A 15158-nucleotide genomic window follows, 5' to 3' on the forward strand; every position below is an offset into this window, starting at 1 on the left:
CCTCAAGCCGCCAGCATCTGTGGCGGCGCGGCCGAGCGGCCGTTCGCTTCGAACACCATGATGTGCCGCGGGTCGATGAACACCTCGATGGTCTGGTCCGGCTCGAACACCAGGATGCCGTGCTCAAGCATGACCCAGCGGACATCGGCGAAATCGAGATGCACGAAACTTTCAGAACCGGTGATCTCGGTGACCGAGACCTTGGCTCTCACCGCCACCGCCGACGGGCTCGGCCGGGCAAGGGAGAGATGGTGGGGCTGGAAGCCGATCGTGTAACTCGTATCGGCAATACCGACGAGTTCAGCCGGCACCGGGAGGCTCACCCCACCTTCAAGAAGGAAGCTCGAACCGCTCTTCTTCAGCACGATCGTGTTGAGCGGCGGATCGGCGAACGTCCTGGCCGTGACGAGGTCGTTCGGCCTGCGGAAGACGTCGATCGTCGGGCCGAACTGGGTGATGCGGCCTTCGGAAAGCGTCGCCGTGTTGCCGCCGAGCAGCAAGGCTTCGTGCGGCTCGGTCGTGGCGTAGACGAAGATGGTGCCGGTTGCCGCAAAAATCTTCGGCAATTCCGCGCGCAACTCCTCGCGCAGCTTGTAGTCGAGGTTGGCGAGCGGCTCGTCGAGCAGCACGAGGCTGGCGTTCTTGACGATGGCGCGCGCCAGCGCGGTGCGCTGCTGCTGGCCGCCGGAGAGGCTGAGCGGCGTGCGGTCGAGAAAGGGCGTCAGCTTGAGAAGGGCTGCGGCATTGCGCACCTCCTTGTCGATCTTTGCCCGCTCGGCACCGGCCACCCTCAGCGGCGAGGCGATATTCTCGTAAACGGTCATCGCCGGATAGTTGATGAACTGCTGGTAGACCATGGCGACGTTGCGCTTCTGCACCGGAATGCCAGTGACATCCTTGCCATCGAACCAGACCGAGCCGGATGTCGGCACGTCAAGGCCGGCCATCAGCCGCATCAGGCTGGTCTTGCCGGAAAGCGTCGGCCCGAGCAGGACGTTGAGCGAGCCATGCTGAAGCGTCAGGGACACGTCGCGTATGTGCTCCGCCGCGCCGACCGTCTTCGACACGTTTCTCAGTTCCAGCATGATGCCTCCTCCCAGGCTTTCTGCATGACTATTCGGCAGCCGCGACATGGCGCCGGCTTATCCCGCGCATGAATTCGTCGAGCGCTGCCGCCTGCTCGCGGCTCAGTTGCAGGCCGCGCTTGGTCCTGCGCCACAATACATCTTCGGCCGTCATCGCCCATTCATTTTGAACGAGGTAGCGTACCTCGGCCTCGTAGAGATCGGCGCCAAAGTTGCGGCCAAGGTCGGCATTCGACCTGGCGAGGCCCAGCAGCATCCTTGCGCGAGTCCCGTAAAGCCGGGTCAGGCGCCGCGCCAGACGCGCATCGAGGAACGGATAGGCCGTTTTCAGTTTCGCCACTTCGGCGTCGAAGCCGCGCGCCGGGAAATCGCCGCCCGGCAGCGGCGCGTTTGCCGTCCACGGCTTGCCGCGCTTGCCGAGAAAACCCTCGATTTTCTCGAGCATCGATTCCGACAGCCGGCGATAGGTGGTGATCTTGCCGCCGAAGGTGTTGACGATCGGCGCCGTGCCTTCGCCGCCGTCGGTCTTCAGCACATAATCGCGGGTCGCTTCCTGCGCCTTCGAGGCGCCGTCGTCATAAAGCGGGCGCACGGCGGAATAGGTCCAGACGATGTCCGAACGCTTGACCGGTTGCGCGAAATATTCGCTCGCCGCAGCACAGAGGTAATCGATCTCGGCATCGCTGATCTTCACGTCGCGCGGGTCGCCGGAAAAGTCCTGGTCGGTGGTGCCGATCAGCGTGAACTCTTCCTCGTAGGGGATGGCAAAGATGATGCGGCCATCCTTGTTCTGAAAGAAATAGGCGCGCGGATCGTCGAATTTCTTGCTGATGACGATATGGCTGCCCTGTACCAGCCGGACATTGTGCACGTCGTTCAACCCGACCGTAGCCGACAGCACGTGGTCGACCCATGGGCCGGCGGCGTTGACCAAAAGCCGCGCCTTGACCTCCTCGGTGTCGCCGGTCTGCGTGTTTTGCAGCCTGACCGTCCAGAACTCGCCTTCACGGCGTGCGTCGACGACTTTCGTGCGGGTTCGTATCGTTGCGCCGCGATCGGCGGCGTCGCGGGCGTTCAACGCCACCAGCCGCGCATCGTTGACCCAGCCGTCGGAATATTCGAAGGCCCTGCGAAACAACTGCTTCAGCGGCCTGCCGGCTGGGTCGTTTGCCATGTCCAGCGTCCTGGTCGCCGGCAGCAATTTGCGCCCGCCAATGTGGTCGTAGAGGAAAAGGCCGAGCCTGATCAGCCAGGCCGGGCGCAGGCCCTTGGCATAGGGCAGCACGAAGCGCATCGGCCAGATGATGTGCGGCGCGTTCTTCCAAAGGATCTCACGCTCCATCAGCGCCTCGCGCACCAGGCGGAACTCATAGAACTCCAGATAGCGCAAGCCGCCATGGATCAGTTTGGTCGAGCCCGAGGACGTGCCGCTGGCCAGATCGTTCATCTCGGCAAGAAACACCGAGAAGCCGCGCCCAACCGCATCGCGGGCAATGCCGCAGCCGTTGATACCGCCACCGATGACGAAGATGTCATGGATCGGGGATGCGCTCACAAAAAGTCCTCCCGGATTTCGCATTGCAGCATTCTTAGGTTTTTACGAAACCGTGTCGGGATTATTTCGAAATAGGAACGAATGTCAAACGAAATATAAAGAGCAGGAGTTGCCGCAACGGCACCATCAACGGCACCATCTAGGAGAGCGAGGTTTCGATCAGTTGAACCTCTGCTTCCTGGCAGATCTTGCGCACCGACGGGATATCGCAGCGATCGGTGATGAAAGTGTTGACCTGCGACAGGTGGCCGATGCGAACCGGCGCCGTCCGCTCGAACTTGGTCTGGTCGGAAACGAGGATGACATGCCGGGCATTGGCGATGATCGCCTGCGCCACCTTCACCTCGCGAAAATCGAAATCGAGCAACGCACCGTCATGGTCGATCGCCGAGGCGCCGATCACCGCGTAGTCGACTTTGAACTGCCTGATGAAATCGACCGCCGCTTCGCCGACCACACCGCCGTCGGAACCGCGCACGACGCCGCCGGCAATAACAACTTCGATGGAAGGATATATACGCATCCTATTGGCAACATTGATATTATTGGTGATGACCATCAGGCCGGCATGATCGAGAAGCGCCTTGCTGACCGACTCCGTCGTGGTGCCGATATTGATGAACAGCGAGGCGTTGTCCGGTATCAGCCTGGCTGCGGCGCGACCGATCGCCTCCTTCTCGTCGGCGGCGATCTTGCGCCTCGCCTCATATTCCATGTTCTCGATGCCGGACGGGAACAGCGCCCCACCATGGATACGGGAAAGCAGGCGCTGGTCGCACAGATCGTTGAGGTCCTTGCGGATGGTCTGCGGCGTCACGTTGAAATGCGTTGCCAGATCCTCGACCAGCACGCGGCCATTGTCCTTGGCCATCTGGATGATCTCGGAATGACGTGGCGACAGATACATCGGTGACCTCCCGTTTTCGTTTTCCTTGTCTATAGCGAAAAACGAAAGCGGTGAAAAGGCATGGGGGCGGCTAACGAAAAATGCATGCGTCCAAAGACAAACCTCGACGCAACTTCGCCGACCAATTCAGGCCAGCCGGCGGGAGATTTCGGTGATGACCCCGAATGCGGTGTCGACATCCGCCGCCGTCGTCTCGAACTGACCGACCTGAAAGCGGATCGCGACCCGCCCGTCCACCCGTGTCTGCGTCAGGTAGATGCGGCCATCGTCGTTGATCGCGTTGACCAGCCGCAGGTTGTGTTCGTCCGAATCGATGCCGGCCGCCAAATGCCGGAACGAGAACAGCGACAGCATCGGCTCCGAGGCGATCTCGAAATCCGGTTCCCTGGCCAGCCGCTCGGCCAGCGCTTCGCTCCAGGCGACATGGTTGCGGATCATGGTCCGCAGATTTTCCAGCCCGTGGGCGCGCAGCAGGAACCAGAGTTTCAGTGCGCGAAAGCGCCGCCCGAGCGGCACCGACCATTCGGAATAGTTGATGAGGCCGTCGCGCCCATGCGTCTCCAGGTAATCCGGCTTGATGGCCAGCGTCCGCACCAGGTCTTCCGGCCGGCGGATGAACTGCATCGAGCAGTCGAACTGCGCGCCCAGCCATTTGTGCGGGTTGAAGACGATGGAATCCGCCTGCTCCACGCCCGCCCAGAAATGCCGGTGTTCCGGGCAGATCATCGCCGATCCGGCCCAGGCTGCATCGACATGCAGATAGAGGCCGTGCCGTTTCGCCACCGCGGCGACGCCGGCGATATCATCGGTGCCGCCGGTGCTGGTGCCGCCGACGCAGGCGATGATGCCGGCCGGCAGCATGCCTGCCCGCCGGTCGGCGACGACAGCCGCTTCGAGAGCTGCGACATCCGTGGCGCGGAACCGGCCGGCAACCGGAATGCGCACGAGATTGTCCTCGCCGACGCCCGACACCCAGATCGCCCGGTCGATGGAGGTGTGGACCTGATCGGAGGAATAGACGCGCAATATCGGCTGGCCCTGCAGGCCCTTCTTGTTGCCCTGCCAGTCGAGCGCGCGCTCGCGCATGGTCAGCACGGCGGCGAGCGTCGCCGACGATGCCGAATCCTGCATGACGCCGGAAAACCCTTCCGGCAGGCCAAGCGCCTGACGCATCCAGTCGACGACGCGCGTCTCGAGTTCGGTCGCTGCCGGCGAAGTTTGCCAGAGCATGCATTGCGCGGCCATAACCGAGACCAGATATTCGGCCACCACCGAGACCGGTGCGGCATTGGCCGGGAAATAGGCGAAGAAGCGCGGATGCTGCCAATGCGTCATGCCGGGCAGGATTTTGCGCTCGAAGTCGGCGAAGATTGCCTGCATCGTTTCGCCATGTTCCGGCGGCGAGACGTCGATGCTTCTGGAGATTTCGCCCGGTTCGACGAGCGGCCGCACCGGTCTTTCGCGAAGTGTGCTCCTGTAGTCGGCACCCCATTCGGCCGCGCGCAGCGACCATTCCCGGAATTCGTTGCTATTCATCCTGCTCTCCGTCGCATCGGGCCCAGCGATCAAAGAGCACGAAAAACGGAGGCTTTCACTCGGGAAAGTCAGGCAGGCTCGCAAAAGCAGCCTTCAGTGCATTCGACCAGCCGTCCGAGATCGTCCGATAATATTGGTCGTCCTGGGCGATCCGCTTCTTCAGGCTGATCTTGAAGGCGTCCTTTTCGTAGAACAGCAGGTCGAGCGGCAGACCGACCGACAGGTTCGATTTCAGCGTCGAGTCGAACGACACCAGCAGCAGTTTCACCGTCTCGGCGAAACTCATCGCCTTCTCATAGGCGCGGATGATGATCGGCTTGCCGTATTTGGTCTCGCCGATCTGGAAGAACGGCGTGTCTTCGGTCGATTCGATGAAATTGCCTTCCGGATAGATCATGAACAGCCGCGGCGCGCTGCCCTTGATCTGGCCGCCGAGGATGAAGGAGGCATTGAAGTAGGAATCGGCCTTTTCGCCCGCCGGCGACGAACTGGCGATGACTTCCTTGACGGTGTCGCCGACCAGCCGCACCGTCTGGTACATCGACGGCGTTTCAAGCAGCGTGGCGTGGCGATCGGCCACCGCCTTGGTGCGCTCGTCAAGCAGGCTGACGACAGCTTGCGTCGTCGCCAGATTGCCGGCCGACATCAGCACGATGACGCGCTCGCCCGGCTGCTCCCAAACATGCATCTTCTTGAAGGTAGAGATCGAATCCATGCCGGCATTGGTGCGCGTGTCCGACATGAACACGAGCCCGCGATCGATCTTCAAGCCGACGCAATAGGTCATCGAATCCCTTTGGCAGCAAATCTTGCCGGGGATTACTGCTCCACGGTGACGGTCACCGCAAGCTGTTCTTCCGCTTGTCCCAGTCGAATTCCTGATACGGGCGTGGCATCGCGGTAATCACGGCCGGTTGCCACCTTCACATAGCGTTCGTCGGGCGAAATGCCGTTGGCGACGTCGAACGCGACCCAGCCAAGGCCCGCAACATTCGCTTCGGCCCAGGCATGGCTCGCCGCCTGCTCGACCGCCGCATCCATCATCAAATAGCCGCTGACGTAGCGGGCCGGAAACCCCATGGCCCGCGCGGCGGCGGCAAAGATGTGGCTGTGGTCCTGGCAGACGCCGGTCTTGAGCGCCAGCGCGTCCTCGGCCGGGGTCGTCGCGTTGGTGGTGCCCATCGTATAGGCGACGCGCTCGCCGATCACTGCCATCAGCCGGTGCAACCTTTCGATATCGGCCCCCTCGCCGACCGAGGCCGCGAGTTCGCGAATACCGCCGCCGATCGTGGTCAACGGCGTTTCCTGGCCAAACAACCACAGCGGTGCGAAACCCTGATGTGGCCCGCTGACGCCTGATGTGTCGCGTGTCACCACCTCGCCCGATGCCTCGACGGTGATGAAATCGCGCTCGCCTTCGACGCTCAAAAGCCGCGTGTCGTTGCCGAAATGGTCGGTGAAGCGCACCTCTTCGCGCGCCCCTTCGATCTTCAGCGCCCAGGACAAGACGGTCTGTGTCGGTCCGCTGGCTGGAAGCAGCCGCAGCCGCTGCAACAGATAGTGCACCGGCGCATCGTAGCGGTATTCGGTCCGGTGAGTGATCTTCAGCCGCATTGCTCTCGTCCCCTGAGCATGATCTTTCCCGGAAACCGGCTTCCACTTTCCGGGATCATGCTCGTCCCCTGAGCGTGATCTTTTCGGGAAACCGGCTTCCACTTTCGGGGATCATGCTCAATAAAACCTGTAGTCCTGCGCGATCTCGTCGCCGAGCCTGATGTTGTCGCGGATGAAATTGGCCAGGAATTCATGCAGGCCGGCGTCGAATATGTCCTTGATCGAGCCGGCGGCCAGCATGGCCTGGGTCTTGCCGGCTGTCACATGACAGGCATGGCGCTCACCATAATCGTCGCCCAGGAATCTGAGATGCTCCGTCAGGAAACGGTAGCAGAAGGTCAGCGAGCGCGGCATGCGAACGTTGAGGATCAGATAGTCGGCAATGTTGCTCGGCTTGTAGTCGGCCTCGTAGACCCAGCGATAGGAGCGATGCGCCGACACCGAACGCAGGATCGATTCCCACTGGTAGTTGTCGAGCGTGGAGCCGACCCACGAGATCGACGGCAACAGCACGTAGTATTTCACGTCCAGGATGCGCGCCGTGTTGTCGGCACGTTCGACATAGGTGCCGAGCTGCGAGAAATCGAAGATCTCGTTGCGCAGCATGGTACCGTAGAACGAGCCGCGGATCAGTGCCGTTTCGCGCTTGATCGCGTCGAGCACGCTGGGCAGGTCGCGTTCGTCGATCGGCTTGGCCAGCATGCGCTTCAGCGACATCCAGGCTTCGTTGATGCTTTCCCAGGTTTCGCGCGTCAATGCGGTGCGCACCATGCGGGCATTGTTACGGGCCGTTTCGATCGACGTCATCGTGCTCGACGGGTTGGATGTGTCGCGCAGCAGGAAATCGGCAACGTTGGCGGCGGTATAGTCGGAATATTTCTGCGTGAAGGCAGCGTCCGAACCGGCACTGAGCAGCACCGAATTCCACTCTTCGGAGGCGTTCTGGGTGCGGGTCAGCGCCATGCGCAGCCCGGCATCGACCAGCCGCGCCATGTTTTCCGCCCGCTCGATGTAGCGGTTCATCCAGTAGAGCCCGTTGGCGGTGCGGCCGAGAAGCATCTCAATCTGCCTCGATCTCGAGCGAATAGCGAATAGCGAATAGCGAATAGGGGAAAAAAGACTTCATGACTTCTGTTGCAGACTCCTGATCATCGAACGCAACATTTTTCCGATCTCCTCGGTTTGGTTAAGCAACCGACCACCCTCTTTCTCAACCACCAAGCCCACTCTCCCGGACAAGATCAGGTGCGTTTCCAATTCTTTAAGAGAACCTTGAGCAATGCGCAGAAATTGAATGAAGGCTCCCGTATTTTCTCGTCCGTGACCCTCCGCGTTGTTTGCTGCGATTGACGCCGCCGAGCGCCTTATCTGAGAGGTCATTCCGTATGCTTCCTTGCTCGGGAACCCTGTCGTCACAGAATAGCAATCTACCGCCAATTCGATGGCTGCCTTCCAAACAATCAGGTCCCTGTAAGAATTGATCGCCGTCGCACACCCCCTATTCGCTACTCGCTATTCCCTACTCGCTACTTCCCACTCTAATCATCCAGCACCCATGTATCCTTCGTCCCGCCGCCCTGGGACGAATTGACCACCAGCGAGCCTTCCTTCAGGGCCACACGCGTCAGCCCGCCCGGCACGATCTGGATGCGGTCGGATACCAGCACGTAGGGCCTGAGATCGACATGGCGCGGCGCCAGTCCCTTGTCGGTCAGGATCGGACAGGTCGACAGCGCCAGCGTCGGCTGGGCGATGTAGTTCGACGGTCTTGCCGCAAGTTTCTTGGAAAAATCCTCGCATTCCTTCTTGGTCGCCGCCGGTCCGACCAGCATGCCGTAGCCGCCGGAGCCATGCACCTCCTTGACCACCAGCTCGTCGATATGTTCGAGCACGTATTTCAGGCTGTCCGGCTCCGAGCAGCGCCAGGTCGGGATGTTGCCGAGGATTGCCTTGCGGCCAGTGTAGAATTCGACGATCTCGGGCATGTAGGAATAGATCGCCTTGTCGTCGGCGATGCCGGTTCCCGGCGCGTTGGCGATGGTGATGTTGCCGGCGCGGTAGACATCCATGATGCCCGGCACGCCAAGTGCTGAGTCCGGACGGAAGGTCAGCGGATCAAGGAAAGAATCGTCCACCCTTCGATAAAGCACGTCGATCTGCTTGTAGCCTTCGGTCGTACGCATCGCGACGTGGCCATCGACGACGCGCAGATCCTGCCCCTCGACAAGCTGCACGCCCATCTGGTCGGCAAGGAAGGCATGTTCGAAATAGGCGGAGTTGAAGCTGCCCGGCGTCAGCACGGCAATGGTCGGCGCACCCTTGGTGCTCAGCGGTCGCACCGCTGCCAGCGACTGGCGCAAGAGCTGCGGATAATTTTCCACCGGCCGCACCTTGATCTGCTGGAACAGCTCGGGAAAGAGCTGCATCATCGTCTCGCGGTTCTCCAGCATGTAGGAGACGCCGGACGGCGTGCGCGCATTGTCCTCCAGCACATAGAACTCGTTCTCGCTGATGCGAACGATATCGACGCCGATGATATGGGTGTAGACGCCGGCCGGCGGCCGTACCCCGATCATCTCCGGCAGGAACGCCTCGTTCTTGGCGATCAATTCCTTGGGGACGCGCCCGGCGCGCAAAATCTCCTGGCGGTGGTAGATATCGTCGAGAAAGGCGTTCAGCGCCTGGACGCGCTGCTCGATGCCTTGCGTCAGCCGTCGCCATTCATTGCCGGAAATGATGCGCGGAACGATGTCGAAGGGGATAAGGCGCTCGGAGGCTTCCTGCTCGCCATAGACGGCAAAGGTGATGCCGGTCTTGCGAAAGACGCGTTCGGCGTCCTGCATCTTTTCGGTAAGCCTGGCCGGATCCTGCTCCTTCAGCCAGCGATCGTAAGCCGAATACGGTTTTCTCAATCCGGAGATTTCCGGAAGCATTTCGTCGAACGCTGCCAATCGCTTACTCCCTGTCAGGCCATTTCACTGGCGTCACCGGAGAAAATCAAGCGCAATCGGTGATTTGCAGGATGTTGGCGATCAGTATGTTGCGACCTGCCTAAAATTAGGGCAGCGCCGATATGGCTGGGTCAGGCTTTGCCTTGTGCCCGGGCAGGCGGCAGGCGCCGCTCAGAACGCGCGGAAGGTGACGACCGTGAACGTGTCCTTGATGCCTGGAAGAATCTGCACTTTCTCGTTGACGAAGTGGCCGATGTCTTCATCGTCGTCGACATAGAATTTGGCGAGCAGATCGTAGTCGCCGGCTGTCGAGTAGATTTCCGAGGCGATCTCGGCATCGGCCAACGCGCCGGCAACGTCATAGGACTTGCCCAGATCGCACTTTATCTGCACGAAAAATGCCTTCATTGCCCGATCCTGCTCAAGCTTGCACGCATAGGCCGCCCTTGTGGCAGACTGCCGCCCGGCTTTCAAGCATCAGGACGGCGCTCAGGCGGAACGCGACTTGGAGGAAGAAGCTTAACTGCAGCCAGCCGGCGAATGTTCGCGGGGTGCTGAAACCGTGATGCTCTGCCAAGCGCATGCTGTGCCTGCGCGCATCGACTCCGCTGAGCACTGGGGCTCGATTACATCGCTGGGATATCGCCCCGCGCCCAGGCCTCGGAAATTTCCGCCGCCCGCGCCTCGAACGCGCCGGCTTCGATGGCGGCACGAATGTCCTGCATCAGCTTCTGGTAGTAGGAAAGATTGTTCCAGGTCAGCAGCATCGCTCCCAGCGCCTCTTGCGAGCGGACCAGATGGTGCAGGTAGGCGCGTGAATAATCTCTGGCGGCCGGGCAGTCGCTCTCCTCGTCCAGCGGCCGCGGATCGTCCGCATGGCGGGCGTTGCGCAGATTGACCTTGCCGCGCCTTGTATAGGCGAGGCCATGACGGCCGGCGCGTGTCGGCATCACGCAATCGAACATGTCGATGCCGCGCGCCACCGATTTCAATATGTCGTCGGGCGTGCCGACACCCATCAGATAACGCGGCCTGTCGGCGGGCAGTTCCGGGCAGGTGATGTCGAGCATTTCGAGCATCACCGCTTGCGGCTCGCCGACCGCCAGCCCGCCGATCGCATAGCCCTTGAGGTCCATCGCTTTCAGCGCCTGTGCCGAGCGCAGCCGCAGGGCCGGTATGTCGCCGCCCTGGACGATGCCAAACATTGCCTTCCCGGACTGGTCGCCGAACGCCGTCCTGCAACGCTCGGCCCAGCGCAGCGACAGCTCCATGGCCCGCTCGATCTCCTTCTCCATGGCCGGCAGCGCGGTGCATTCGTCGAGCTGCATCTGGATGTCGGAATCGAGCAGCCCTTGGATCTCGATCGAGCGCTCGGGCGACATCTCATGGGCGGCGCCGTCGATATGCGAGCGGAAGGTAACGCCCTTTTCGTTCAGTTTCCTCAGCTTCGACAGCGACATCACCTGGAAGCCGCCGCTGTCGGTCAGGATTGGGTGCGGCCAGCGGGCGAATTCATGCAGGCCGCCAAGCCGCGCCACACGTTCGGCGCCGGGCCGCAGCATCAGATGATAGGTGTTGCCCAGGATGATATCCGAGCCGACGCCGCGCACCTGATCCATATACATGGTCTTGACCGTGCCGCCGGTGCCGACCGGCATGAAGGCCGGCGTGCGGATTTCTCCGCGCGGCATGGTGATGGAGCCGCGCCGCGCTTTGCCGTCGGTCGCCAGCACCTCGAAGGTGAACGCCTTAGTCATTGAATTCTTGTCGTATACCGGGCGCGCGTCCATCGTTCTCCTCTTTGAACAGAAGGCTTGCATCTCCGTAGGAGTAGAACCTGTAGCGGGTCTCGATGGCATGCGCATAGGCCGCACGCATTGTTTTCAGACTGCAAAACGCCGAAACCAGCATGAACAGCGTTGAGCGCGGTAGATGGAAATTGGTCATCAGCATGTCGGCGGCCTTGAAGCGATAGCCGGGCGTGATGAAGATATCTGTCGGACCCGACCATCCGGCCAGCGTGCCGTCCTCCCGCGCGGCGCTCTCCAGCAGCCGCAACGACGTCGTGCCGACGGCGATGGTGCGCCCGCCACGCGCCTTTGCCGCGTTCAGCGCCTCGGCGGTTTCCGGGCTGACCGAACCGATCTCGGCATGCATCTTGTGATCGGCGGTGTCGTCGACTTTCACCGGCAGAAACGTGCCGGCGCCGACATGCAGGGTGACGAAACGCCGTTCGACGCCCTTGGCATCGAGCGCGGCGAAAAGCTCGGGCGTGAAATGCAGGCCGGCCGTGGGGGCGGCGACAGCCCCCTCCTCCCTGGCGTATATGGTCTGGTAGTCGCTGCGGTCGCGTTCGTCGTCGTCGCGCTTCGAAGCGATATAAGGCGGCAGCGGAATGTGGCCGACGGCGTGCAGCGCCTCGTCGAGAAACGGGCCTGAGAGGTCAAAACCAAGCAAAGCCTCGCCGGCCTCGCCCTTCTCGATCACCGTGGCATCGAGCTGGCCGAGAAAGCAGGAACTGGCGTCATGGCCGAAATGGATGCGGTCACCGGCGGCGATGCGCTTGCCCGGCCGCATGAAAGCCAGCCAGCGGTCCGGCGCCACCCGCATGTGCAGCGTGGCTTCGATTTGCGCCGCCGCTTCGCCGCGCCGCCTGATGCCCTTCAACTGTGCCGGAATGACCTTGGTGTCGTTGAAGACCAGCACGTCACCGGTCTCGAGCAGCGACGGCAGCTCGCGCACCGTCCGGTCTTCGAGGCCCTCACCCGGCCTGACAACCAGCATTTTGGCGCTGTCGCGCGGTCCTGCCGGTCGAAGCGCGATGCGCTCCTCCGGCAGATCAAAGTCGAAAAGATCGACGCGCAAGAAAATCCCGCCTCAAAATTCCGGGCAGGTCACCGCCCAGGCGCCAACACCGTCGATGCTCAGCGTGCCGCCCATTGCGAAATTGGACTGTTCGCTGGCCTTGACCAGTCGCAATTTGGCTACGATCGAGCTGATGCCCTCATCGGTGAGATCGATCGCCATCTGCTGGTCGTCCTCGAATGCCTGTCCGACGATGACTTTCGTCGAACCCGGCTGACCGTCGGTGGTCCAGTTCCTGCCGCCGGCATCAAGCCATACGCGCGCAACCGCGATGACGGCAGTGTGCCCCATCAGGACGTCGATCGATGCCGCGTTGCCGTCAGCGCTGCAAACAATCGATTCTGTCGCCAGCGCCGGAGTAGCCGCCGCGACAAGCATCAGAGTGATCGCCGCGACAGCTCGGTAGGTCATTTTACGTCGGCCGCCACCTTCAGCGACACGATCTTGTCAGGATCCGCCACCGGCTCGCCGCGCTTGATCTTGTCGACATTGTCCATGCCTTCGATGACCTGGCCCCAGACCGTGTATTGGCGGTTGAGGAAGGCGGCATCGTCGAAGCAGATGAAGAACTGCGAGTTGGCCGAGTTCGGGTTCTGCGAGCGCGCCATCGAGCAGGTGCCGCGGCCGTGATTGGCGTTGGAGAACTCCGCCTTCAGGTCGGGCTTGTCGGAGCCGCCCGTGCCGGCGCGCGACGGTGCGAAAGAGGGCTTGCTGGAATTGCCGAATTTCACGTCGCCGGTCTGCGCCATGAAGCCGTCGATGACGCGGTGGAACACCACGCCGTCATAAGCGCCTTCGCGCGCCAGTTCCTTGATACGGCCGACATGGCCGGGTGCCAGATCGGGAAACAGTTCGATGACGACCTTGCCCTTGGTCGTTTCCATGATGAGCGCGTTCTCGCGGTCCTTGATCTCGGCCATGTCAGAATATCCTTTGAAACAAATGGGTTTACTTGCCGTCGGCGGCGATGCGCACCTTGATCATGCGATCGGGATCGGTGACGACCCCGTTCTGCGCCGCGTCGCCTTTCTTGATCTTGTCCACCAACTCCATGCCGTTCTCGACATTGCCGACGATGGTGTACTGGCCATCGAGCGGCGGCGCCGGCGCGAACATGATGAAGAACTGCGAATTGGCGGAATCCGGGTCCTGCGAGCGGGCCATCCCGACCACGCCGCGCTGATAGCGCTCGGTCTGAGAGAATTCGGCCGGCAGGTCGGGAAGATCGGAACCGCCGGTGCCGACAGCATCGGCGCTGAAGCCGTTCTTCATGTTGCCGAACTTCACGTCGCCGGTCTGCGCCATGAAGCCGTCGATGACACGGTGGAAAGCGACGTTGTCATAAGCGCCTTGGCGCACCAGCTTCTTGATCTGCTCGACATGCTTCGGCGCGAGATCGGGCCTGAGCGCGACGGTCACGTCGCCGTCCTTCAGCGTGATGACCATGGTGTTTTCCGGATCGGCGGCGAACGCCGAAACGGATGCGGTCACAAGACCGAAAAGAACGACAAAGCAGATGGCGAGCCTTTTGAGCTGCATGGATCTTTCTCCGAAAACCTTTGTTTCACGCATGTCGTTGCTCCAAAACCGGGTTCCACGTTGGGCGACATGCATTATTTCGCAAACTTGGCGGTGAGTGCGCCAGCCACAGCCGCCGGCACGAAGGCGCGGACGTCGCCGCCCATCGAGGCTATCTGACGGACAAGTGTGGCGGTAATGGTTCGCACCGAAGGGCTGGCGGGCAGAAAAACCGTCTGCAGTTCAGGCGCCATGGTCTCGTTCATACCGGCCATCTGCATCTCGTAGTCGAGATCGGTGCCGTCGCGCAGACCGCGGATCATGATCGAGGCGCCCTGCTTCCTGGCAGCGTCGATGACCAGCCCGTCGAAAGCCACGATTTTGATGCGCGCGCCGTCGCGGCCGAATTCGGCCTTCGTCGCAGCTTCGATGAGGCCGACCCGCTCCTCGAAAGAAAACAGCGGCTTCTTGCCGGGATGAATGCCGATCGCCGCATAGACGGTGTCCGCCACGGCCAGCGACGCCTTCAGCACGTCGAGATGGCCGTTGGTCGGCGGGTCGAAGGAGCCGGCATAAAGGGCGATGCGTTCGGTCATGGCAGGTGCTTCTAGCGAGCCTCTCTCGCAAAGGCAAATCCGATCGGCGAGCCGCCAATCCATGTCGCCGCAAAAGCCTGCCCTTGGGCCTGACTCAGGGCCCGACCCGAGGTGCACAGCCGTTTGGAACAACGGCATGCACCCAAAACAGGACTTCAAAGCGCATCGCCTGAGCCACGGTAATCGCGATGCGCTTTGAGTGAACCTTTTGGCCGAGATGAACGACCAATGAATGGGCCGATCACGAAGGCTTCACGCAGCGTTCATTAGATTGCAGCTTCAGAAGATGAAACCAAAACCCCATTTGATCGTTGCTAGGTGCAGGAGAACACGCACATGCTGATCTACATGCTCGCCACCGCAATGACCGTCGCCATGCTCATCGCCACCGTATTCGGGCTGCATCAGGAAGCAGAGCGCGTCCGCGCCAAGTCCAATGCCAAGCGGTTCGGAGGCTTCGGTATCCGCAAGCCTTCACGCCCCTTCTAGACCGGTCGCCGCCTGTTAACGGCGCCGGTCCATCGGGCCGGC

At 61.6% G+C, this 15158-nt stretch carries 17 protein-coding genes; 1 reads left to right on the top strand and 16 read right to left on the bottom strand.

Going from position 1 to position 15158, the window contains the following annotated elements; all coding sequences use genetic code 11:
* Positions 1–2: 2 nt before the first annotated feature.
* The 16 genes from AC0L15_RS18005 to coaD all read right to left on the bottom strand — a co-directional run bounded on the left by AC0L15_RS18005 (position 3) and on the right by coaD (position 14627).
* Positions 3–1085, bottom strand: a complete 1083-nt coding sequence (locus AC0L15_RS18005) for an ABC transporter ATP-binding protein (protein ID WP_128244873.1) — start codon at positions 1083–1085, stop codon at positions 3–5.
* Positions 1086–1113: 28 nt separating this feature from the next.
* Positions 1114–2640, bottom strand: a complete 1527-nt coding sequence (gene glpD / locus AC0L15_RS18010) for a glycerol-3-phosphate dehydrogenase (RefSeq protein ID WP_287247767.1) — start codon at positions 2638–2640, stop codon at positions 1114–1116.
* Positions 2641–2779: 139 nt separating this feature from the next.
* A complete protein-coding gene (locus tag AC0L15_RS18015; protein WP_128172387.1) occupies positions 2780–3547 on the bottom strand; it encodes a DeoR/GlpR family DNA-binding transcription regulator in 768 nt (255 codons plus the stop codon).
* A 126-nt stretch (positions 3548–3673) separates the two neighbouring features.
* Positions 3674–5083 (bottom strand): pyridoxal phosphate-dependent decarboxylase family protein, encoded by a 1410-nt coding sequence (locus AC0L15_RS18020; protein ID WP_473496674.1) that lies wholly within the window; start codon positions 5081–5083, stop codon positions 3674–3676.
* Between the two features lie 55 nt (positions 5084–5138).
* On the bottom strand, positions 5139–5870 hold the full coding sequence (locus AC0L15_RS18025) for a proteasome-type protease (RefSeq protein WP_473496675.1): 732 nt from the start codon (positions 5868–5870) through the stop codon (positions 5139–5141).
* 32 nt (positions 5871–5902) lie between these two features.
* Positions 5903–6697, bottom strand: a complete 795-nt coding sequence (locus tag AC0L15_RS18030) for a transglutaminase family protein (RefSeq protein ID WP_473496676.1) — start codon at positions 6695–6697, stop codon at positions 5903–5905.
* A 117-nt stretch (positions 6698–6814) separates the two neighbouring features.
* A complete protein-coding gene (locus tag AC0L15_RS18035) occupies positions 6815–7756 on the bottom strand; it encodes an alpha-E domain-containing protein (RefSeq protein ID WP_236392442.1) in 942 nt (313 codons plus the stop codon).
* Between the two features lie 63 nt (positions 7757–7819).
* On the bottom strand, positions 7820–8179 hold the full coding sequence (locus AC0L15_RS18040) for a four helix bundle protein (RefSeq protein WP_473496687.1): 360 nt from the start codon (positions 8177–8179) through the stop codon (positions 7820–7822).
* A 56-nt stretch (positions 8180–8235) separates the two neighbouring features.
* Positions 8236–9648 (bottom strand): circularly permuted type 2 ATP-grasp protein, encoded by a 1413-nt coding sequence (locus tag AC0L15_RS18045; protein ID WP_287247772.1) that lies wholly within the window; start codon positions 9646–9648, stop codon positions 8236–8238.
* 171 nt (positions 9649–9819) lie between these two features.
* Complete coding sequence (locus AC0L15_RS18050) at positions 9820–10056, bottom strand: Lrp/AsnC ligand binding domain-containing protein (protein ID WP_027151945.1); 237 nt, start codon at positions 10054–10056, stop codon at positions 9820–9822.
* Between the two features lie 218 nt (positions 10057–10274).
* Positions 10275–11405, bottom strand: coding sequence for a tRNA guanosine(34) transglycosylase Tgt (gene tgt / locus AC0L15_RS18055; protein ID WP_287247947.1), 1131 nt, complete (start codon positions 11403–11405; stop codon positions 10275–10277).
* Positions 11398–12513 carry a tRNA preQ1(34) S-adenosylmethionine ribosyltransferase-isomerase QueA gene (gene queA, locus AC0L15_RS18060; RefSeq protein ID WP_473496677.1) on the bottom strand — a complete coding sequence of 372 codons (1116 nt, stop codon included), beginning with the start codon at positions 12511–12513 and terminating at the stop codon, positions 11398–11400. The genes tgt and queA overlap by 8 nt, the downstream gene beginning before the upstream one ends.
* 12 nt (positions 12514–12525) lie before the next feature.
* A complete protein-coding gene (locus AC0L15_RS18065) occupies positions 12526–12924 on the bottom strand; it encodes a hypothetical protein (RefSeq protein ID WP_287247776.1) in 399 nt (132 codons plus the stop codon).
* Complete coding sequence (locus AC0L15_RS18070) at positions 12921–13433, bottom strand: peptidylprolyl isomerase (RefSeq protein ID WP_473496678.1); 513 nt, start codon at positions 13431–13433, stop codon at positions 12921–12923. Before AC0L15_RS18070 ends, AC0L15_RS18065 begins: the two co-directional genes overlap by 4 nt.
* 28 nt (positions 13434–13461) lie before the next feature.
* Positions 13462–14052, bottom strand: coding sequence for a peptidylprolyl isomerase (locus AC0L15_RS18075; RefSeq protein ID WP_023801170.1), 591 nt, complete (start codon positions 14050–14052; stop codon positions 13462–13464).
* A 74-nt stretch (positions 14053–14126) separates the two neighbouring features.
* A complete protein-coding gene (gene coaD / locus AC0L15_RS18080) occupies positions 14127–14627 on the bottom strand; it encodes a pantetheine-phosphate adenylyltransferase (RefSeq protein ID WP_023801169.1) in 501 nt (166 codons plus the stop codon).
* A 336-nt stretch (positions 14628–14963) separates the two neighbouring features.
* Here coaD and AC0L15_RS18085 point away from each other — a divergent pair, with 336 nt between their 5' ends.
* Positions 14964–15116, top strand: a complete 153-nt coding sequence (locus AC0L15_RS18085) for a hypothetical protein (protein WP_473496679.1) — start codon at positions 14964–14966, stop codon at positions 15114–15116.
* Positions 15117–15158 lie beyond the last annotated feature (42 nt).

The organism is Mesorhizobium sp. WSM4846, from assembly GCF_055811415.1.

What these genes read in the sequence shown, in the direction of transcription:
- AC0L15_RS18085 (WP_473496679.1), top strand. Translation starts at nt 14,964, where the DNA reads ATGCTGATCTACATGCTCGCCACCGCAATGACCGTCGCCATGCTCATC.
- AC0L15_RS18065 (WP_287247776.1), bottom strand. Translation starts at nt 12,924, where the DNA reads ATGACCTACCGAGCTGTCGCGGCGATCACTCTGATGCTTGTCGCGGCG.
- AC0L15_RS18050 (WP_027151945.1), bottom strand. Translation starts at nt 10,056, where the DNA reads ATGAAGGCATTTTTCGTGCAGATAAAGTGCGATCTGGGCAAGTCCTAT.
- AC0L15_RS18030 (WP_473496676.1), bottom strand. Translation starts at nt 6,697, where the DNA reads ATGCGGCTGAAGATCACTCACCGGACCGAATACCGCTACGATGCGCCG.
- AC0L15_RS18070 (WP_473496678.1), bottom strand. Translation starts at nt 13,433, where the DNA reads ATGGCCGAGATCAAGGACCGCGAGAACGCGCTCATCATGGAAACGACC.
- AC0L15_RS18015 (WP_128172387.1), bottom strand. Translation starts at nt 3,547, where the DNA reads ATGTATCTGTCGCCACGTCATTCCGAGATCATCCAGATGGCCAAGGAC.
- coaD (WP_023801169.1), bottom strand. Translation starts at nt 14,627, where the DNA reads ATGACCGAACGCATCGCCCTTTATGCCGGCTCCTTCGACCCGCCGACC.
- AC0L15_RS18075 (WP_023801170.1), bottom strand. Translation starts at nt 14,052, where the DNA reads ATGCAGCTCAAAAGGCTCGCCATCTGCTTTGTCGTTCTTTTCGGTCTT.
- AC0L15_RS18025 (WP_473496675.1), bottom strand. Translation starts at nt 5,870, where the DNA reads ATGACCTATTGCGTCGGCTTGAAGATCGATCGCGGGCTCGTGTTCATG.
- AC0L15_RS18005 (WP_128244873.1), bottom strand. Translation starts at nt 1,085, where the DNA reads ATGCTGGAACTGAGAAACGTGTCGAAGACGGTCGGCGCGGCGGAGCAC.
- AC0L15_RS18020 (WP_473496674.1), bottom strand. Translation starts at nt 5,083, where the DNA reads ATGAATAGCAACGAATTCCGGGAATGGTCGCTGCGCGCGGCCGAATGG.
- AC0L15_RS18035 (WP_236392442.1), bottom strand. Translation starts at nt 7,756, where the DNA reads ATGCTTCTCGGCCGCACCGCCAACGGGCTCTACTGGATGAACCGCTAC.
- tgt (WP_287247947.1), bottom strand. Translation starts at nt 11,405, where the DNA reads ATGACTAAGGCGTTCACCTTCGAGGTGCTGGCGACCGACGGCAAAGCG.